Origin of the sequence: Geotalea uraniireducens Rf4 (assembly GCF_000016745.1) — a bacterium.
GTDB classification, from domain to species: Bacteria; Desulfobacterota; Desulfuromonadia; order Geobacterales; family Geobacteraceae; genus Geotalea; species Geotalea uraniireducens.
This window is the reverse complement of the sequence record NC_009483.1, coordinates 2,028,946-2,048,303: the sequence shown is the minus strand read 5'-3', so window position 1 is coordinate 2,048,303 and position 19,358 is coordinate 2,028,946. Positions and strand designations below refer to the sequence as shown.

Here is a 19,358-nt window from a genome sequence, read left to right as displayed (position 1 = left end):
TGGCAAATCAAAGACAGCCCGGATCGGCCTCATCCCACGATTCCGTCAGAAAATATCCCCTACCGCGGCAGCCGCCCCGGCATTGATCCAGCTCAGCGCAGCATGCGCACCCCGCAGGGGGATTGATGAGCCTTTCCCTCAACTCTTTTTTTCCAGTTGATTCAACAATCGCACGCAATGTAGTGCCGGCAAGATTGCCGAGCTTGTACGGCAAGGTAGGGCAAGGATGGACGTCGCCGTTCCCGGCAATATAAAGCATGGTGTTTGCCGCCTGGCAACTACCGTCGGGAAAGGAGACGCTGGGGAAAAACACCCGCCAGAGAAACGGGTCGTGGATAGTGATCTTCATGGTGGCGGGCCGGTCGATCCCGGCAAGATTTGAGGAGAGCGATTCACGCTCGGACCTGCCCAGCTGAAAGCAATCATCGCCTGCCTTCAACCGTTGCATGGGAAGGACCAGGTGCTGGATGCCGTTCTCCACGCAATAGGACAATACCTCCGGCAGGATTCCGAAATTATCAGCGCTGACCTCAAAGGAAACACCGAGCTGTGGCTTTGCCCCATCGGAAGTCTTCAGCCGGGGCACTACCCGCAGGTCGTCCAGGGTGGAGGCCCGGACCAGGAGCAGGCGGACGTTAAAGCCGTGAAGGAGGGACAGGGCAGCAGTGTCTAGCACAGAAGAAGAAACGGTAAGGGATGTGGCAATGGGCTGCTTTTTGAGCCTCTCCAGAATCGCCAGACAGCCGTCGCTCACGGCGGGGGCCGTTTCAGTTATACCGAGGCTCAGTATCCTGAGCGAGATGATCTGCTCGCAGATACCCGGATAATCCAGGTTTGTGTCAGCCGGGTGTGACGGCAGGTCCCAGTAAAGGCGGATCGGCGTTTTCAATTCGGTAAGATTCATGGTACCCAGCAGTGGGGATCAGGGCTGTTGAAATCGCCGGTCATGGCCAGAGCCCGAGCGCTGCAACCGCCGAGACATTCACCGTAGTCGCTGCACGAGGCGCATTTGCCGGTCGGGGTTTTGTGGCGCAGTCTCTCCAGTACCGGTGAGTTGTCCCAGATCTCTTTCAGGTCATCGCGGATGATATTGCCGATGACGACGGGGATGAAACCGCAGGGGGTGATGTCGCCGTTGGATTTGATGTTGAGGGAGAGCTTGCCGCAGACGCTCCCCTTCACCAGGCTGCTGCCGCTCTTCAGACCGAGGGAGGCGATGATCGGGTCGTCGAGGGAGATGTCCAGCTCCTTGACCTGTTCTTTCGCCCGCAGCGCCTTGCGGTAAAACTCCTGCCACTGAACAGGGGTCAGGTCCAGCTCGTCCTTGTTGGCAAGGCCGAGCCCGGAGCATTTGAAGTTGTGGAAATTGAGCTGGCTGACCTTGTTTGCCAGGGCAAATTCGATGAGGTTGTCGATCTGTTCATGATTGAAGGTGCAGATAACCGTGGAGATGGATGTCTTGATGCCCGCTTCGCGCAGCCGGCCAAGTGCGTTTACCGCCCGCTCGTGGCTGCCGGCAACTCCCCGGAAACGGTCATGGACCAAAGCCTCATGGCTGTCGATGCTGATGCCGACCTTGGAGAAACCGGCATTTTTCAGGGCAACGGCCTTCTCACCGTCGATCAGGTAGCCGTTGCTGTTCATGGAAACCCGCATGCCGCATCCGGCTGCACAGGAGGCGATGGCAAGCAGGTCCCGGCGCAACAGCGGCTCGCCGCCGCCGAAGTTGACGGAGAGCACCCCTGTTGCAGCGACCCTTTTCATGGCGGCGCAGAGTACCTCGCCGGACAGTTCCTCTGTTGTGTCGCTCCTGCTGTAGCAGTGTCTGCAGAAGAAATTGCAGTTATTGTTGATTGCCCAGTTGATGGTGAGCGGCGCTTTAAGGGTCGGATCACTCCTCATAATGGATAAATCCTTTTTCGGCAAGCTCCTCAAGGAAACCTGCCACATCGTTTTTAAGAACATCCGCCTCAACGTCAAACTGCGTGAGCAGTTCAGCGACAATCTCGTCCACTTCCCTGCCATCGCACATCTTCCATATTTCGGTGCCAAGCACGTTGAGCGTAACCATCATGCCGTCGGAGAAGAGGAGCGAAGTCCCGATATCCTCGGCATTTTCTCCCTTTTCCAATGCTGCATTGGCCTGTTCTCTGGATTCATCCTCCTCGCGCCACATGACGTCCGGATTTCTATAGATCTTCGACATCCGTTACCTCTCAGCCGGCCTAAACCGCTTCAGTCTGTTACAACAAAAATCCATAACGGATCGATTACCGCGCATGATTGACCGGCGATCAGGGAACTTTGGATCAATCGATCATATCAACTTTTTAGATTTGAGAAAATCCCTTGCCACCTTTCTCGGCTTGTCGTCCGATTTCACCGATTTGAGCAGCTTCGCGTAGGCATCCTCTTTGAGTATGCCGGACAGCTTGTTGATCAGTTTCGGCAGGGCAGGCAGATTGCTGAGGGTATCAAGCGACAATACCGGCGCATAATATATGCTCCCCGCAGCACCGTTTGCCGAAACGAGGGGATCGAGCCAGACCAGGTTCAGGTTTTTCCGGTATTCACTCTTTGCCGTCTCGTAAGCCGTTTTAGCGTTGGACTCCCTCGGCTTGGCCACCATCTTCATGGCATGATCGGTATTTTCAATGAGAATGCCGACATCACCTTTTTTTACTGCTTTATATAGTTCACGTTCATCCTTATAGACAATTATCTTCACCGTCGTGCCGGTCCTCTCGGTGACCAGGGTCGCGATCATCTCCGCCAGGAGCTGTTCATTGGCAGAGTTGGGAATGCCGATATTAAGTATCTTGCCGACACAGGCGTGAGCCGTTTGATTCAGCACCAGAACCAGCAACATCAACAGCAGAAAAAAAGATCTTCTCATCATCAACCCCCATTAAGGTCAAGCCCAAAAAACAAGAACAGCCCACTACCGAACAGATTTGATCATAATTGCAATTCCGTATTTACGGCAATATTTATTTTTACCGGCATCCAAAATGAGGGGACGCATGCGCTCCCCACCTGCTTTCCCGGGCATAGAAATCTTCGTTTTAATACACCCGCAAAGAGAGCGGTGTCAACTGGGAAAGCTTCCATCCGCGGCAACTGAAAATCCTTACCATCGGCCGGACCGGCTCGATATTCAGCCCCCTTCGCCCGCCAAATCTTTGCCCGCATGAACAAAGTCTCAAATAAACGTGCAACAAAGGGTTTTCATGGGACAAATTATGTGCTAAAAATAAACAGGATAATTTCTCATGATGCGACAGAAAGGAGCTGGAGTCATGGCAAACAACAGGAATAACGAGAGCGCAGCAATGATGGCATTTTTAACCGGCGCAGTGCTCGCAGCCGGCGTGACGCTTCTCTTGACCCCCAAAACGGGGAAAGAGGTAAGGGAAAAACTTGGTGAGGCCAAAGAGGAAGCTTTGGATAAACTCAAATGTTGCGCCAAGGAAGCAAAGTTCAAGATGAGCCGAAAAACCAAGGGAGACGCCCTCCAGTATGATGGCGGCGACGCCTGGATATAAGCGGCATACGAAAGTTAAATATGGCCGAAAGGCTCCGCAAGCGAACCGGATGGTTGCGGAACCTTTCGGCCTGCAGACAGGCTTACCGGTCGCATCCCCGTCCAGATTTCTTTTTAGCAGATTTTCTCTGCGACACCTCAATCATCACCTCTGAAAAACTTGCATAGTATTTCAGCAACTCCCGGTGAAATAACCATCCCCATGTGAGAGCTCCTCACCCGCATTGATTTGGCATTCGCCACCCTGGTTTCCGCCTCGGCTATTGTCCCGTCATGGGGAGAGGGCACCCCGAAAAACACTCCGAACCCGAGCGGCAAGGTGCCGGCAATGACAAGGAGGTCCCTCCCCTGGGACCAGAACGGCCTGTTCTCCATCAGCGCCTCGCCGATGACCCTGCCAAGGATGAAACGGCCGATTCGACAGCGGAAAAGCGCCGTTACGAAAGCACTCCCACCCATGGGTGAAGCGAGGAAAGCGACGTTCCCCGCCCTTGCCGGCGGAGACAGCTCGAACATTCTGGCAATGACGATCCCGCCAAGGCTGTGCCCCACAAGATGCACCCTTTCGCCGGCGGTTTTGCCGACCAGTTTGCCGAGACGGAGTGCCGCTTCATCCAGAGTTCCGCGCCAGGAGCGGTAACGGAAGTAACGCACCTCGAAACCGCAGCGTTTCAACCGCCACCCCAAAAGGGAAAGTTCCACCCCTGTCATCCAGAGGCCGTGGACAAGGATGACCGTATCCGGCAGCCCCGTTCGCATCCGGTTTTCCATTTCGCCTCCATCGGCCGACACCCGCCTTATCATGCTGTCCGTTATTCCGCAGGAGATTTCTCAAGAACTTGACCCATAAGAGTATTACACAGCGAAGGTCAGCCGGTCGATGCCTGCCATATCAATGATTTTACACATATTTTGCGCTCTTGACGACTGATGGCTGTAGCACCGATCATGCTGGCAGGGTTCTTGCTGTAGTTCTCATTAAGAAGCCAAGCTTGGTACAGAGAAAAGAAGATCGCCATGTACACCACTATCCATAACAAGCTTTTTGCATATCTGGAAGGGAAGACGAAAACTTACCTGCTGATGGCCGGCTATGCACTGGTGTTTCTCCTGGCGTTCATCGATTACCTCACCGGTGAACTCTCCTTCATACTCTTCTATCTGATCCCGGTCTTTCTCGTGGCATGGTTCGTGGGTAAACGGTCGGGGCTGTTCATCTGCATGTCCTGCAGCATCGCCAGCTTTATCGACAAGCTGCTGGAACACCCCGCTTCATCCCCACAATTTTTACATTCATGGGATTTCATCATCGAAACAAGCTATCTGTTCATGCTCGGCCTCATGTTTTCAACGTTACGGGAAAAGCATGACCAGGAAAAGAAGCTGGCGCGAATCGACCCTCTCACGCGGGCGCTGAACCGCCGCTATCTCTATGAACTTGCAGAACAGGAAATTTACCGGTCGAGCCGCTATAACCGTTCGTTCACCGTTGCCTACATTGACCTTGATAATTTCAAGACCGTTAATGACAAAAAGGGGCACCATGTGGGGGACGACCTCCTGTGCATCGTCGCCGACACCATACAGGATAACGTTCGTTATGCGGATATCGTCGCACGGATCGGCGGTGACGAATTCGTCATTATCCTGCCGGAAACCGGCGCCGAACACGCGCTGTCTGCCATAACCAAGCTGCAGGGAAAACTTGCGGCGGCCATGGAGTGCAGAGGATGGCCCGTGACCTTCAGCATCGGCATGGTAACCTACAACGTTCCACCGGAATCGGTCGATGAAATGCTGAAAAAAGCCGATGACCTGATGTACGCCGTGAAGTCCGACAACAAAAACGGGTTAAAACATGCGATTATCAATGAAGGTCAGCAGCACTCAGACAATCAATTCGAAGCAAAAGGGTGGATAAAATCAAACGCGTCATTCCTGCTACAAGGGTTCAAAATCAATCCGTCCACAACAATCTATCTCAGGAAAAAAGAAAATATTTCCAGGGTCAACAAGAATGTCAAGGTTCGGCCCTGATAATCCCGTCTCGGCTCAATCCCGCCGCACACATGCCTTCAACCCCTCCTCAAGGGTTGGATAGAGGAGTTTTATGCCGAGCTTCTTCAGCATCTTGCCATTGCCCATGCGCCGGGTCTCGGAGATATAGGAGAGCATCAGCGGAGTCATCACCCGATGGGCCTCTTCCAGGGAAATCTGGCGCGGCCTGGGATAACCGAGAATATCGGCAACGGCATTGAAATACTGGGACATGGTTCCGACCCGGCCGTCACTGACGTTGAAGATGTCGCCATCATCCCCCTTTTCCGCGGCAGCAACGCATACCCGGGCCAGATCCTCCGCGTGGATGCGGTTGGTCGGGGGAGATAGCCGTTCATCGAGCAGTGGATGGCCGTTGGCAAGCTGGGTGATGGGAAGGCGGCCGGGGCCGTAAATGCCCGTCACGCGGAGAATGACCACCTCTACCCCCCTCTCCCGCCCCCACTCGCTGAGCACCGTTTCAGCATCATAGCGGCGCTTGGCCCGGGCGGTCTGCGGGTTTGGCGGCGTCTCTTCGGTAACGAGTGCATCTCCGCAGTCGCCGTAAACCCCGCTGGTGCTCATGTAGACAACGCGACGCGGCTCATTGCCCGCCTCGATGGAGGCGCAGAAAGAGCGCATCCGCGGGTCCATGTTCCCGCCTCCGGGGGGCGGGGCGAAGTAAAAGACCAGGGCGTCCCTTGTCGGCAGGGTAGCCAGTGAAGACAGCTCGTCCAGATCGCCGACGACCGGCTGAATCCCCAACTCCGCCAGTTTTTGCCCCTTCTCCGCAGACCTGACCAGGGCGCTTACGTCGGCGCCTTCCGCCATGACCAGTCCAGCCACCCGCTTCCCCATATCTCCGCAACCGACGATTAAAACCTTTTCCATTCAAATACCTCCGTTTTGGCGCAGCAATTCCTTAGCCTGCACCTGATTCATACCAGAATCGACCATCCGTTTCCAGAAGAAAACTCTCCGGCGAAATGCCGAAGGGCGGCGCGTCCCGTCTTTTCTGCTATAATCCTCGAAGACGTATTTTAACCTTGAAAAAGCATTTAAACACGGATCAAATCTGATTTGTACGGATTTTCACGGATTTAAAAGACCGAGAACCAAGACCGGAAGGGTTAGGGAATATGTCCTTGATTTATCCGTGTAAATCCGTGTCCAACTGCATTTTTGTATTTAAAGGAAAACAGATGAACGTGCGCCTGTTTCTCGCTACGCTTATTGTGACGCTCATTACGGCAATTGCAGTCCATGGGGCAGTCGAACCCAAATCCGCGCCCCGGGAAAAAGGAGCGGTGGACTTTACCGGGGCCGCAGAATGGTTTCGAAAGGGGCTCGAACTGAACCGGTCCGGCAGTTACCGGGAAGCAGCCGAGGCGTTCCGAAAAGTGATCGCCATTACTCCCGCTGATGCGGCTGCCTGGTTCAATCTCGGCACGGCAAGCGCCTTTCTCGGCAACCATGAGGAGGCGGCCGCGTCCCTCAAGCAGGCGGTGCGCCTCAATCCCGACTTCCTGCCGGCATACGGCAACCTGGGAGGCATCTATTACCGGCTCGGCCGCTTTCAGGAGGCGATAGAGGCCTACGGTCAGGTACTCCGCCTCAAGCCGGATGATGCGAACGCCCGTTTCAACAGGGGAATGGCCTATTACGCCATGGGAGACAAGGATTCCGCGCGGAAAGAGTATGACATGCTCAAGCCACTCGATGGAGAGCTGGCGGCAAAGCTGCTGGAGGCAATCACCCGTTAGCCCCCCGCCATAATATGGCGCGGCATCATCCTTATGATATAGTTTAGGTTCCGAATTGGAAACCAATAGTGTCTCATCCAGAGTTTCCGGATGGACACTAGTTTAACCATGGAGGCAGCCATGCGTTATTCACCGCTCATCACCGACCTTTACGAATTGACCATGCTTGCCGGCTACCTGGAAGAAGGGATGCACGAAACGCCGGCAGTGTTCGACCTCTACTACCGCCATAACCCGTTCAAAGGGGGCTACGCGGTCTTCGCCGGGCTCGACACCGCCCTCTCCTACCTGGAAAACCTGGCCTTCAGCGACGACGAGCTGGCATATCTGCGAAGCCTCGGCATCTTCCGGCCGAACTTCATAGAGTTCCTGCGCGGTTTCCGCTTCAGGGGAAGGGTGACCGCACCGCCGGAGGGGACCATAGTCTTTGCCAACGAACCGCTCCTCACCATCGAAGGGAACCTGGCCGAGGCCCAGTTCGTGGAGACGGCGCTCCTGAACATCATCAACTTCCAGACCCTGGTCGCCACCAAGGCGGCGCGCGTCACCCATACGGCGGGGAGCGCCAAGGTGATCGAGTTCGGCCTGCGCCGCGCCCACGGACCCGACGGCGGAATCAGCGTTGCCAGGGCCGCCTATATCGGCGGAGCCCGCAGCACGAGCAACGTCATGGCAGGCAAGACATTCGGCATTCCGGTCAAGGGGACCCATGCCCACAGCTGGATCATGGCCTTCGACGACGAACTGACCTCTTTCCGCAGATACGCCGAAGTCTTCCCCGACACCTGCATTCTCCTCGTCGACACCTACGACACCCTGAAGAGCGGCATCCCCAACGCCATCACCGTCGCCCGCGAGCTGCGTGCACGGGGGCATGAGCTGGTCGGCGTGCGCCTCGATTCGGGCGACCTGGCCTACCTCTCCAGGGAAACCAGACGGATGCTGGACGAAGCGGGGTTCCCGGAGGCAAAGATCCTCGCCTCCAACGAAATCGACGAATACGTCATCGAATCGATCCTCTCCGGAGGGGGAAAAGTGGATATCTACGGGGTGGGAACCAAGCTGGCAACCTGCATGGGAGAAGGTGGCGGAGCCCTCGGAGGGGTCTACAAGCTGGTGAAGATCGGCGACCGGCCGAAGCTGAAGGTGACAAGCGACATCGCCAAGGCCACCCTGCCCGACCGCAAGAGGCTCTTACGGGCTGTGACACCGGACGGCTCATTCCTGATGGACATCATCACGCTGGCGGACGAAACGGTGCTGCCGGGAGAAACGGTGTACAATCCCGTCAATCCCCTCCAGTACACCACAATACCTGCGGATGCCCGGTTTACAGAGCTGCGCAACGTGGTCATGGAAGGCGGGAAACGAACATCCGACCGGGAGCCGACCCTCGACCAGATGGCAGACCATTGCGCCGGGCAACTCACTCGCCTTCCCCATGGATGCCTCCGCTTCATCAATCCACATATCTACAAGGTTTCCATCAGCAATGGTCTCTTTGATCTGCGCATGCGGCTCATGGAAGAGGTGCGGCAGGAATGGTGATCGCACACGAAGAGAACACGCAAAAGGTGACATTACGCCGCCGGCATCTCGGACGGAGAACGGATCAAGCCTAGCGAAACCAGCGAAAAGTGCCCATTATCTCCCGCAGAATGCCGATCATCCCCCCCTATCACAAGCCCCTCCCGCTTTCACATTAAAGATTTTGCCGCAACCTGCCGAAGCGAAGCATTAGAACCGGGCTTTTACCGGGATGAATGCAACGTTTCAGGTCACGTCCCCCGCCCTTTTCCATGCCTGTCCTGTTACTAAATGAGCGTGCTCGTTCAGTGGGGGCTTTTGTGCCGCAGATACACCCATATCACATAAGAAACTTGTCCCCGGCGCCGGCAAGTCGGAAAGGATTCACGCTTGTCGAACTGGTCACAGCTACGGCCATCATCGGCATCCTGAGCGCAATCGCCATCCCCGCCTATTCCGATTATTACAACAAGGCGCGCATAGTCCGCACTATAGCAGAGATACGCATGCTGGCAACCTCCATCGTCGCATACACGGTGAGCAACAATCGCCAACCCGATACGCTCGGCGACATCGGTTATGGCAATCTTCTCGACCCTTGGGGACATGCATACCAGTACCTGAACATTGCCGATGGCGACATAAAGGGGAAGGGGAGTTTACGGAAAGTCCGTTTCCTCAACCCTCTGAACTCCGATTTCGATCTGTACAGCATGGGTGCGGATGGGAAAAGCAAGCCGGCGCTCACCGCAAAAGATAGTCAGGACGATATTCTTCGCACCAACAATGGCGGCTTTATCGGCCTGGTATCGGACTTTTAACATGGAACCGATATGAAACGAAACTTCTCATTTGTCCGCAACAGGGTGGCCCGGCGCATGTTCAGCCTTTTCGTCGCCTGCGCCCTCCTCCCCGTCTGCGCCCTGGCGGCCGTCTCGCTGTGGCAGGTGACGGACAACTCCCGGAATGAAAGCCTTAATTTGCTGAAGCATACAAGCAAAAACATCGGAATGACAATAAATGAGATTTTGTACAGGTTGCAGGACGAGTTGGAATCTTTGGCGCACTCCGGAAAAGAGATCACTCGCGGAGGCCATGGGTATCGACGCGACACAGGAACCGGAGACCCGGGTAAAAGGTTCCTCGCCCTTACCATCTTTGCAGGACAGGGGGGCGCCAGAAACATTTTCGGCCCACCCTGCCCCTATCCCCCGCTGACTGCCGCAGAGCGCAAACACATAGCAGACGGAAAGGTGCTGTTTTTTTTACAGGATGGCCGGGATGGAACGGGGCGTATGTTTATGGCCACAGCCTTAAATAAGGACGATCCGGGGCAAAGCCTCCTGGTCGGCGAAATCAACGCCGATTATCTATGGGAGATTGTTGGCTATACGCTTCCACTTGGAACGAATGTCTGCATCCTTGGTTCAGGCGGTAAATTGCTGTACAGCTCCCTGTCGCCGCCAGGTTTTATCACGCAGGTAACGGCAAAACTCGGGCAATCTTCAGTCGGTCACTTCCAGGGTCGCCATGGGGGTGAAAAGTATCTCGTCAGTTACTGGTCGCTTTTTCTCAAATACTCTTTCTGTGCCGAGCCGTTGACGGTTGTCGCCAGCCAATCGACGCACGACGCCTTCAAATCGGCAGGTAAGTTTGCCCGAACGTTTTACCTCGTCGTTTTCCTGACCCTGTTGGTCGTAATCTTTATCAGCAGCATTCAAATCCGCAGAAACATGGTCCCTCTCACGGTCCTCCGGGATGGTGCCCAAAAGATCAGCCAGGGCGACTTCGACCATAGAGTAACCGTTACCAGCGGAGATGAATTTGAAAAACTGGCCGAATCGTTTAACGACATGACGTCCCACCTGAAGAAACATTTTCAGACCTTGTCCGAAATGGGACGGATCGTCAGGATGATCCTGGCCGGACAAAATGAAGAAAAGATCGTAGATACGGTCATGGCAAACCTGCGCACCGTCATTTCTTGCGAATGGGTGTGCGTCTCCCTGACGAATCCGACGATCGTCGACATGGCCCAGAGTTCCTACAGCCTTTCCGTTGCCGGTTCGCAACAAGGTATCTCGGCTTTTTCCGCCGATGAGATGGCCATACTCCAGAGAGCCGGCGAGGGTTTCCACGTTGCGTCGGGGGACCAGTCGTTCAGCATGCTCATTGCGCCGATGGCAGCTGAGGGTGCCCGTGACTGCTACCTCGTGCCGATATTTCTCAAGAACGTTCTGTCCGGGGTCCTCACGCTGGGCTACCGACGCACCCCTGAGCATATTCGTGAGGACCTGCTGCGGGGGCGGCAGATTGCGGACCAGATCGCGGTTGCACTGGAGAACGTCCGTCTCATCGAGGAACTGAACCTCCTCAACCTGGGGACCATCAGGGCGCTGGCAAATGCCGTTGACGCAAAATCGCCATGGACTGCCGGCCATTCCTGGAGGGTCACCACCGTGGCGCTGAACATCGGCCGGGAAATGAGGCTCTCCGAGACTGAACTGGAAACTCTCCAGAAAGGGGGACTGTTCCACGACATCGGCAAGATCGGCGTTCCCGAAACCATACTCGACAAACCGGGCAAACTGACGGACGAAGAATACGCCATCATCAAAAAGCACCCCGGAATCGGCGCAGAGATCATGGGACCCATCCAGGCATATCATAATCTCATTCCCATCGTCCTCCAGCACCATGAATGGTTCAACGGGCAAGGGTATCCCCACGGGCTGGCCGGAGACGCCATATCTCTCGGCGCGCGCATCCTGGCAGTGGCAGATGTCTACGATGCCCTGATCACTGACCGCCCATATCGTCCGGGATGGGAGTACAGCCGCGTCATTTCGTACCTGGAGGAGAATTCGGGCAGCCAGTTCGACCCGGCTGTGGTGCAGACGGTCCTTAAAATCAACGACCGCATGACGCTGGAGAATGCTGCGGTCCAATACCAACTCGTTATTTGAAGATTGCGGCCTGAAACGGAAGGATGGAACATTGAAACTCGTCTGCCCGAAATGCGGATACAGCGACAGAGTCCGCACATTGCACTGCCTCATGCGGCCAGTCACGATAACCTGCCGAAATTGTGCCACGAGATATCTGGTAAACTGGAAAATCAGGCTGCCGCAAGACTCGGCAATCATCTGTTCCTGGTGCGCCAAAAAGCAGGCGGACTCTCCCAGATGCACTTATTGCGGCCGCCTTTTTTACGGCTATTCTCCTGCCAAGTGGGAGCAAGCCGGACATGGCCCGTCACAGGCAAAAACGGGGAGCGCCAACTTCGCCGTGTTGAGAAACAAGCCGGTCCGCTTCAGAATCATCACGGCCTGCCTCGTGTTGTTGTCCATCGTCGCACTCTTGAGCGGAGCATCGCACAACCGCAAGAATACGGAGCGACAGTACCTGACAAACTACGTGCTGGCTATTTACGGCATCAAGTCGGGCATGGAGCTGTGCAGCAGGACGTATGGCGACGCCATCGCCGAATGGAAGAAGGACAAGGGGGCCGATCCCCCCGACGATCAGGAGATAAGCAGAGAAGAGAAGGAAGATATGGCCATAGTTAAGGGTGAGGTCGACCAGGTCATGCGTAAATTGGAGAACCCACCGGAAAAATACGCGCAATTGTCGACGAAATTACAAAGCATGTACGGCAACTACCTGAAGCTTAACGACCTGGCAAATAAGCCTTCAGGCCGCCTGGCAAGTTTCGAGTCAAAGGTCGAAGAGGCCAGGGACAGTTTCTCCGGGGAAATTGCGGACCTCAAGTCGAATATGCCGGAACAGCTCGCCGAGGAACTGAAACGGAGCGGAACGAAATACAATCTGGGTTTCATTAATAAGAGGTGAGCAACCTTTCCAATCGAAAGCTTGACATTTCCCCCGATTCGGGCAATATAGCCACATTATATACCCCAGGTGATAGCCGATAATACTCAACCATCCGCGAGGATGGGGCGGAAAGCCTACTGGGTCTCACCGAGACAGCCGGGTTGCCGAAATATCAATCGTATTTCTGCCCCGGTTTTTTTGTGTCCGCAACACCGGGCAGAGGTGGGGAACTTTCACCAGGAGGTAGTAGATATGAAAAGAAGGATGCAGAATGTATTCGCCCTGGCAGCCCTCGTACTGCTGGGTGCCCTCGGCGTGGCGCAACTGCCGGGGTGCGGTGGTGGCGGCACGGGGACGGCCCCGGTCGGCACGCTCAAGGTCGGTCTCACGGACAAGCCGAGCGACGCCTACCAACAGGTGGTCGTGACGATTCGCGAAGTGCGGGTCGTGCCGGCGGGGATGGAGAATGCGGCGGACAACGACCCCGGGCTTCCGGTGGTCGTGACCTACGCCACCCCGCAACCGGTCGACATCCTCTCCCTCAAGTTCCAGCAGCAGATCCTCGGCAGCATCGTCCTTCCGGCCGGGAGCTACAACCAGGTCCGTCTCATCCTCGAGCCGAACCCGAACGGTCAGGGGGCCACCCCCAACAACTACCTGACGCTCAAGAGCGACCCGCTGACGAAGATCCCCCTCAAGACCCCGAGCGGCCAGCAGTCGGGACTCAAGGTCCTCGGCCGGTTCACGGTCCAGGCCGGGGTGATCAACGCCATCATGCTCGACTTTGACCCGAACACGGCCATCGTTGTCCGGGGCAACGGCGACTACAACCTGAAGCCGACCGGCATCCGCATCGTCCAGCCCTCGACGGTGCTCGGCAGCTTCGGGTCGCTCACCGGCACGATTGCCGCCACCTTCAAGGACTGGTCGAGCGCCACCGTGTCAGTGATGCCGCCGACAAGCAGCGTGCCGATTGCCAGCGGCACCGTTTTCAGCAGCTACACGAGCGGCCGATGGGAAGGCCCCTTCTCCGCCTTCGTGCCGGGCGGCAGCTACCGGGTGCATGTCCGGGCAAACGGATTCGCCCCCTACTCCTCGCCGGTGACCAACGTCACTGCCGGCTTCGAGTCCGGACTCGGCACCATCCCCCTCGTACCGCAACCCTGACCTGCCTCACAAGGAGGGCCTTCTCGATGGAAGGCCCTCCGATCTTTCCTTCAAGGAAATCAGCGCAGCACGAAGATCATACCATTAGCTGCAATCGACATTTTTTCTTGCCTCACCTGATGCAAAGCCTGACACAAAGGCCGGGGAGTCTTCTTTCCCCTACGTGATTTTAACGGCAACCATGGCAACATCGTCGTCACGAGGCCTGGCGCCGCTGAAGGCTGCCAGTCCTTCCAGGATCGCGTCTATGATCTCCTGTGGGTGGCGCTGGTACTGAGCGGCAACGATCCTGCCGAGCCGTTCGGCGCCAAACAATTCTCCATGGGCATTTTCCGCCTCAGTAACGCCGTCGGTATACATGAGCAGCCAGTCGCAGGTTTTTCTCCTCGGCCTGCTTGCGTTTTGTAATGTCCGAAAAGCTCCCGCGTGTGCCGATAAATTTCCCGTTGTCGTCGAAAACCGGCAAGCAGACGTGGTGTATCCAGCTAAGGGAGCCACCCAAGGTTTCCTGTGGAGAAGGTAGGGAGGAACGATCCTTGTCCGTGCGGAAGCGGGAAGAAGCACAAGAAGTGCTGCGGCAGTTGATAAATAAACAGCGTCTCTGGCGGGGTTCCTGTGATTTACTGGAGCGGATAGAGGGAAATCTTTGCCGGTTTCTTGAGTACTTCGAAATGACCATCGAGTGTTGCCAGGGGAACGCGGGCGAGAGAGGCCGCCACGGCGATGAAACAATCGGCAAGGCCGGTAGTCAGCCCCTTGCGACGGAGGTTGAAAGAGAGTCGTCCGGCTTCGGCCCACAGTTCCGCGGTCTCGGGAATGAACTCGAAGACCTGGAGAAAGTCGCCGAGCACGGCAAGCTCCTTGTCCGATTTCGCCCCCTGCATAAGTTCCGCAAGGATGGTGCCGGTGCAGCAGACTTGCTCGTCGTCGATAAGCCGCGTCACGATACCGTGATACGGCTCGTGCTTGCGGAAGAACTCGATCCAGAGCGAGGTATCCACCAGAACCCTAGCCAAGGCGGCGGTCTCCGTGACGCAGATCGTCCGCTTCGGCGGTGAACTCCATCTGTCCGGCCATGGCCTTGATGCGTGCCACCTTGCGCAGGCGGATCTCGTCCTTGACTGCGGTGATGACCGCCTCGGTCTTGCTTCTGGCGCCCACCAGAGACATCAGTTCGGTCAGCAGGTCCTGTGGAAGGGTAACGGTTGCGCGTGCCATAATGGACCTCCGTGAATGGATTACACAAATCATGATACATTTTTTGTGCTGAACGTCAACACAAAACATGGCAGTATTTACATGAATGTCGATACCTTTTTCCGACAACTTCGCTAGCCCCTTCCCCACAAACCGCTCCGTTTTTCCCCTGCCTGAGACGGATTTTTTAATCCCCCGGTGTCTCCTTAAACCTCTCGGAGAAATCCTTTTGCAGTTTTTGGATCTTGGGGTCGATCACCAGCCGGCAATAGGGCTGGTTGCGGTTCAGCCGGTAGTAATCCTGGTGGTACCCCTCGGCCGGGTAAAAGTTCTTGAACGGAACGATCTCCGTAACGATCGGCTCTATCCAGAGCGTTTCGGCCTCGGCCCTGGAGCGCTCCGCCAGCTGCCGCTGGCGCTCGTCGTGGCAGAAGATGGCCGAGCGGTACTGACTCCCCACGTCCGCCCCCTGGCGGTCCCTGGTGGTCGGGTCGTGGCTTCGCCAGAACACCTGAAGGAGTTCCTCGAAGGAGATAACCTCCGGGTCGAAGGTGATCTGGATCGCCTCCGCATGGCCGGTCGTGCCGCTGCACACCTCCTCATATGTGGGGTTTGCCACCTCCCCTCCGGCATAGCCGGAGGCCACCCGCTCCACCCCCTCAAGCCTCTTGAAGAGCGCCTCCACGCACCAGAAACAACCTGCTGCCAGCGTCGCAGTTTCACGCACATCACCCATGATCTCCCCCTGTTGCTGAGTCTACCTTCCATGAAAGTGTAGCAGAAAAATCGTCTCTAGGAGCCTGTCGGACTTAGGAATGAATCTACTGCGAGAACGGAAAATCGGTCCATATTCCCGGAAATTTTCGACAAATAGGTCCACTATTCGCTCTCAAATTTCCGATAATCTGTCCTCGATTTGCCATTCTCTCGTTACGATTCCCTAAGTCCGACTGGCTCCTAGTTACCGACCTTGCCGCGCACGGGGCCGACACCAAGGCGCATAGGGCTGTTCCTTGCTCCTGATTAAATCCTGCATGTATTTGATCGTATATATTTTGCCTCAAATTTTTATTCTGGGTGGCAATTATATACGATCATATATTTTGTGCTAATGCGATGCATTATATCGCTTGATGCAGTTGGTGGGGGAGCAGACGGAGAAGACTATTCGGAGAATACAGTGAGTTTGCACTGCGTTCATTTAACCGGAATCGGCTGTGCCTCTCCGCTCCGGGCAATCTGGACGGGGGTTTTTGCTTGACCGCGGGATATTTCCTAGTAAAATGAGCGCTGATTGGTTTCGTCGTTTAAACAAGGTGCGAATGGACGACCCGCGGCGGGATAAATGTGCCGCGTCAGCATGAGGAGAGCGTGTCAGGAGAATCGATATGGGTATCGTAGCGTTTACGGACATACAAAAATTTGTGGCCGATGTGGCCAGAGAGTTTTTGCCAGAAAAGGTGATCCTGTTTGGCTCGTATGCTACAGGCAGCGCCAGGGCTGAATCAGATGTAGACCTGCTGGTGGTCATGCATGAGGATGTTTCGGGTGTGCGGGTTGCTGCCGACATCATCACTCGCCTGAAGCCTACCCTGCCGGTTGAACTCGTTGTCCGTTCATCCCGTCAGATCAAGGAGAGGCTGGCCTTGAACGATTTCTTTCTGCGCGAAATATTGACCACGGGAAAAGAATTATATGCAGCCCCTCACCATGTTAAATCCTCGTAATTATCCCCTCAAGCCTCTTGAAGAGCGCCTCCACGCACCAGAAGCAGCCTGCTGCCAGCGTCGCAGTTTCACGCACATCACCCATGGTTTCCCCCAGTTGCTGAGTCTTCCTTCCCTGAAAGTGTAGCAGAATAATCGCCGGATGCGGTGGCGTCGCTGTCGGTTGAGATGACCACAATCCTTTTACCATTAAAAATGTGTTAATTCTGTTTGACACCTTGGTGGGGGCGGGTGTACAAAGGTGGGGCTCCGACGATCTGATCAGGAACTGGCTGCGGAACCGCAATACAATCGAATTTTTCGGCATCTGGGAGCAGCTCAACAACATAGATTTTAATCCCGTCGAATTTCACGGGATTAAAATGCAGGCCGGTCGGGGATACACGAGCTGAAAGGTCGGGATAAATCTGATGACTTCTGAATTATGGATTTGAGCCGTCATTTTCATTGTTCATAATTGTTATCTCGGTCCGAGATTAATCGGGGATGAAGCTGGTGGTGAAGGAGATGGTGGAGAGGTTTAGAGTGTAGAAGCATATTACGACGGGTAATGGAGAACATGCGATTTATAGGAGTCAGGAGGCAGGCAGTGGGGTCAGGACTTGATAACTTAGGCAGGCAGTGGGGTCAGGGCAGGCAGTGGGGTCAAGGGCAGGCAGTGGGGCAGGCAGTGGGGTCAGGGGCAGGCAGTGGGGTCAGGGCAGGCAGTGGGGTCAGGACTTGATAACTTGATAATGCGGAAAGCTCCCCCAATCTAAGTATGCTAAGCCCTCGGAAGATCATGAAAGATTGTGAAAGCGGATCAAGCCGACGGAAATGGATATAAAGGCCGAGAGAGCCAAGACGAGTTGAGGAACGGCGAGCGCCAACAAGACGGCACTACCGGTCAAGCCGGTCAGCCTAGCGTTTAAATCGAAAGAGGGAAAAAGGAAACTTACTCTATGAAAGTCGGATGGTTTGTTCGCGGAGATATTGACGGTTTCTTCGGGCTGTTCGTCGACAATCTGTTGCAGCTGATGTTGATCGCGGTCCTTTGCGGTAACGTATGCGGCATGCCGCCGGATCTTGTTTTCGGCAGGATACTTCCCGGGGCGGCCCTTTCTATCCTGTTCGGCAACCTGTTTTACGCATGGCAGGCAAGAAAGCTGGCCATCAGGACGGGTCGGACGGATGTCACCGCCTTGCCTTACGGCATCAACACCGTCAGTCTCATCGCCTTTGTTTTCCTGATCATTGCCCCGATATATTTCGAAACGAAAGATCCGAACCTTGCCTGGCAGGCCGGTCTGTTCGCATGCCTCGCCAGTGCGGTTCTGGAGTGCGTCGGGGCCTTTGTCGGCGACTGGCTCCGCAGGCATACTCCCCGGGCCGCGCTGCTGTCGTCGCTGGCCGGCATTGCCATCACCTTCATCTCCATGGGGTTCGTCTTCCAGATCTTCGCCATGCCGGCTATTGCGGTAGTGCCTGCACTGTTTGTGATCTTCGTTTATGGCGGACAGATCAAACTGCCGTTGGGCCTTCCGGGCGGATTCATCGCCGTGGCGCTGGGGGTGGCCATGGGATGGATTCTCAGGCTGGCCGGATATCCTTTTTTTCAACCACTTCAGGAGCCGTACCTGTTTGCCGTCCACGTTCCCAAGCCCGCTTTTTCCGACATGCTCGCTTTCCTCACAAATGGTCAGGGGTGGAAGTACTTTTCCGTCATATTCCCCATGGCGCTGTTCAATGTGATCGGCTCACTCCAGAACCTTGAGAGTGCGGAAGCTGCAGGCGACCGGTACGATACGAAATCGTCCCTGCTGGTCAACGGGTTCGCATCGATTGTGGCGGCATGCCTGGGAAATCCATTCCCGACCACGATTTACATAGGGCATCCGGGCTGGAAGGCCATGGGAGCCAGATGGGGTTACTCCATACTTAACGGCGTCGTGATTTCAGCCCTCTGCCTGATCGGAGGAGTAACCCTGGTTCTCAAGGTTGTGCCGATGGAAGCCATGATCGGCATTCTGCTCTGGATCGGGATCATAATCACGGCCCAGGCGTTCCAGGAGGTGCCGAAGAAACACAGTGTCGCGGTGGCGATCGGACTGATGCCGGCACTCGCGGCCTGGGCGCTTTTGCTCGTTGAAACGACACTGCGCAAGGCAGGCGCAAGTCTGTACGATGTGGCACCGAAATTTGGCGGCGACCTCTACGTGTACGGCATCATCTCCATGAGCCAGGGGTTCATGCTCACATGCATGATTCTGTCGGCAATCATGGTGTTTGTGGTCGAGAGGCAATTCTTCAAGGCTGCAATATGGACAACAGCCGCGGCTGTGCTCTCCTTTTTCGGAGTTATTCATGCTTATGTCCTCACCCCGACAGGCATCCGGAACAGGTTCGGTTTCGGCGCAGCCAAAGCGTATGCGCTTGCCTATCTGATAGCCGCACTGCTGCTGGTCGCTCTCCACTACTATAACCGCGGCAGGGAGACAGAGAGGACGGGGATCGTTGCATAGATTTGCCGAGTAGTGCGGAACATCGAACCCAAAACGGCAGTTAGCCACGAATGACACGAAT

At 55.6% G+C, this 19,358-nt stretch carries 22 protein-coding genes and 1 riboswitch; of the genes, 11 read left to right on the top strand and 11 right to left on the bottom strand.

Features of this window, described 5'->3' with window-relative positions:
- Nucleotides 1-7 precede the first annotated feature (7 nt).
- From GURA_RS08965 to GURA_RS08950, 4 genes are all read right to left on the bottom strand, one after another.
- Entirely contained in the window at nt 8-904 is an 897-nt protein-coding gene (locus GURA_RS08965; RefSeq protein ID WP_011938665.1) for a GeoRSP system SPASM domain protein, read from the bottom strand.
- Entirely contained in the window at nt 901-1,902 is a 1,002-nt protein-coding gene (locus tag GURA_RS08960) for a GeoRSP system radical SAM/SPASM protein (protein WP_011938664.1), read from the bottom strand. The genes GURA_RS08965 and GURA_RS08960 overlap by 4 nt, the downstream gene beginning before the upstream one ends.
- Nucleotides 1,892-2,206 (bottom strand): GeoRSP system PqqD family peptide chaperone, encoded by a 315-nt coding sequence (locus GURA_RS08955; protein ID WP_011938663.1) that lies wholly within the window; start codon nt 2,204-2,206, stop codon nt 1,892-1,894. The genes GURA_RS08960 and GURA_RS08955 overlap by 11 nt, the downstream gene beginning before the upstream one ends.
- A 111-nt stretch (nt 2,207-2,317) precedes the next feature.
- Complete coding sequence (locus GURA_RS08950; protein ID WP_232278992.1) at nt 2,318-2,899, bottom strand: glycine betaine ABC transporter substrate-binding protein; 582 nt, start codon at nt 2,897-2,899, stop codon at nt 2,318-2,320.
- Between the two features lie 400 nt (nt 2,900-3,299).
- Here GURA_RS08950 and GURA_RS08945 point away from each other — a divergent pair, with 400 nt between their 5' ends.
- Nucleotides 3,300-3,545 (top strand): YtxH domain-containing protein, encoded by a 246-nt coding sequence (locus tag GURA_RS08945; protein ID WP_011938660.1) that lies wholly within the window; start codon nt 3,300-3,302, stop codon nt 3,543-3,545.
- A 137-nt stretch (nt 3,546-3,682) separates the two neighbouring features.
- Here GURA_RS08945 and GURA_RS08940 read toward each other — a convergent pair whose 3' ends face one another.
- A complete protein-coding gene (locus GURA_RS08940; protein ID WP_011938659.1) occupies nt 3,683-4,315 on the bottom strand; it encodes an esterase/lipase family protein in 633 nt (210 codons plus the stop codon).
- 246 nt (nt 4,316-4,561) lie between these two features.
- Between GURA_RS08940 and GURA_RS08935 the strand changes: the two genes are divergently transcribed.
- Nucleotides 4,562-5,581 carry a GGDEF domain-containing protein gene (locus GURA_RS08935; protein ID WP_011938658.1) on the top strand — a complete coding sequence of 340 codons (1,020 nt, stop codon included), beginning with the start codon at nt 4,562-4,564 and terminating at the stop codon, nt 5,579-5,581.
- Nucleotides 5,582-5,596: 15 nt separating this feature from the next.
- Here GURA_RS08935 and GURA_RS08930 read toward each other — a convergent pair whose 3' ends face one another.
- Nucleotides 5,597-6,472: an SDR family oxidoreductase gene (locus tag GURA_RS08930; RefSeq protein ID WP_011938657.1), complete on the bottom strand. Its 876-nt coding sequence runs from the start codon at nt 6,470-6,472 to the stop codon at nt 5,597-5,599.
- 311 nt (nt 6,473-6,783) lie between these two features.
- On the opposite strand from GURA_RS08930, the gene GURA_RS08925 reads away from it, so the two are divergent.
- The 6 genes from GURA_RS08925 to GURA_RS08900 all read left to right on the top strand — a co-directional run bounded on the left by GURA_RS08925 (nt 6,784) and on the right by GURA_RS08900 (nt 13,872).
- Nucleotides 6,784-7,344 carry a tetratricopeptide repeat protein gene (locus GURA_RS08925; protein WP_157046162.1) on the top strand — a complete coding sequence of 187 codons (561 nt, stop codon included), beginning with the start codon at nt 6,784-6,786 and terminating at the stop codon, nt 7,342-7,344.
- Between the two features lie 120 nt (nt 7,345-7,464).
- Nucleotides 7,465-8,892: a nicotinate phosphoribosyltransferase gene (locus tag GURA_RS08920; protein ID WP_011938655.1), complete on the top strand. Its 1,428-nt coding sequence runs from the start codon at nt 7,465-7,467 to the stop codon at nt 8,890-8,892.
- A 299-nt stretch (nt 8,893-9,191) separates the two neighbouring features.
- Entirely contained in the window at nt 9,192-9,692 is a 501-nt protein-coding gene (locus GURA_RS08915; protein ID WP_011938654.1) for a prepilin-type N-terminal cleavage/methylation domain-containing protein, read from the top strand.
- Nucleotides 9,693-9,704: 12 nt separating this feature from the next.
- A complete protein-coding gene (locus GURA_RS08910; RefSeq protein WP_011938653.1) occupies nt 9,705-11,837 on the top strand; it encodes an HD domain-containing phosphohydrolase in 2,133 nt (710 codons plus the stop codon).
- Nucleotides 11,806-12,723 (top strand): hypothetical protein, encoded by a 918-nt coding sequence (locus tag GURA_RS08905; RefSeq protein WP_083764833.1) that lies wholly within the window; start codon nt 11,806-11,808, stop codon nt 12,721-12,723. The genes GURA_RS08910 and GURA_RS08905 overlap by 32 nt, the downstream gene beginning before the upstream one ends.
- 74 nt (nt 12,724-12,797) lie before the next feature.
- Nucleotides 12,798-12,874: riboswitch (cyclic di-GMP riboswitch) on the top strand.
- Nucleotides 12,875-12,957: 83 nt separating this feature from the next.
- Nucleotides 12,958-13,872, top strand: coding sequence for a DUF4382 domain-containing protein (locus tag GURA_RS08900; RefSeq protein ID WP_011938651.1), 915 nt, complete (start codon nt 12,958-12,960; stop codon nt 13,870-13,872).
- 159 nt (nt 13,873-14,031) lie between these two features.
- Here GURA_RS08900 and GURA_RS08895 read toward each other — a convergent pair whose 3' ends face one another.
- A complete protein-coding gene (locus GURA_RS08895; protein ID WP_041245370.1) occupies nt 14,032-14,232 on the bottom strand; it encodes a PP2C family protein-serine/threonine phosphatase in 201 nt (66 codons plus the stop codon).
- 150 nt (nt 14,233-14,382) lie between these two features.
- Here GURA_RS08895 and GURA_RS24220 point away from each other — a divergent pair, with 150 nt between their 5' ends.
- The gene (locus tag GURA_RS24220) at nt 14,383-14,457 is read left to right on the top strand and encodes an SEC-C metal-binding domain-containing protein (protein WP_232279019.1); all 75 of its coding nucleotides are present in this window, start codon (nt 14,383-14,385) and stop codon (nt 14,455-14,457) included.
- Between the two features lie 35 nt (nt 14,458-14,492).
- Here GURA_RS24220 and vapC read toward each other — a convergent pair whose 3' ends face one another.
- The 3 genes from vapC to msrA all read right to left on the bottom strand — a co-directional run bounded on the left by vapC (nt 14,493) and on the right by msrA (nt 15,805).
- Nucleotides 14,493-14,888, bottom strand: coding sequence for a type II toxin-antitoxin system VapC family toxin (gene vapC / locus GURA_RS08890; RefSeq protein ID WP_011938650.1), 396 nt, complete (start codon nt 14,886-14,888; stop codon nt 14,493-14,495).
- Nucleotides 14,881-15,090 (bottom strand): hypothetical protein, encoded by a 210-nt coding sequence (locus tag GURA_RS08885; protein ID WP_041245369.1) that lies wholly within the window; start codon nt 15,088-15,090, stop codon nt 14,881-14,883. The genes vapC and GURA_RS08885 overlap by 8 nt, the downstream gene beginning before the upstream one ends.
- 166 nt (nt 15,091-15,256) lie before the next feature.
- On the bottom strand, nt 15,257-15,805 hold the full coding sequence (msrA, locus tag GURA_RS08880) for a peptide-methionine (S)-S-oxide reductase MsrA (RefSeq protein ID WP_011938648.1): 549 nt from the start codon (nt 15,803-15,805) through the stop codon (nt 15,257-15,259).
- A gap of 652 nt (nt 15,806-16,457) precedes the next feature.
- On the opposite strand from msrA, the gene GURA_RS08875 reads away from it, so the two are divergent.
- Entirely contained in the window at nt 16,458-16,796 is a 339-nt protein-coding gene (locus tag GURA_RS08875) for a nucleotidyltransferase domain-containing protein (RefSeq protein WP_011938647.1), read from the top strand.
- On the opposite strand, the gene GURA_RS24215 is transcribed toward GURA_RS08875, so the two are convergent.
- The gene (locus tag GURA_RS24215) at nt 16,783-16,881 is read right to left on the bottom strand and encodes a peptide-methionine (S)-S-oxide reductase (protein ID WP_083765044.1); all 99 of its coding nucleotides are present in this window, start codon (nt 16,879-16,881) and stop codon (nt 16,783-16,785) included. The two genes, GURA_RS08875 and GURA_RS24215, sit on opposite strands and share 14 nt — an antisense overlap.
- Nucleotides 16,882-17,737: 856 nt before the next feature.
- Here GURA_RS24215 and GURA_RS08860 point away from each other — a divergent pair.
- Nucleotides 17,738-19,297 carry a hypothetical protein gene (locus GURA_RS08860; protein ID WP_011938645.1) on the top strand — a complete coding sequence of 520 codons (1,560 nt, stop codon included), beginning with the start codon at nt 17,738-17,740 and terminating at the stop codon, nt 19,295-19,297.
- Nucleotides 19,298-19,358 lie beyond the last annotated feature (61 nt).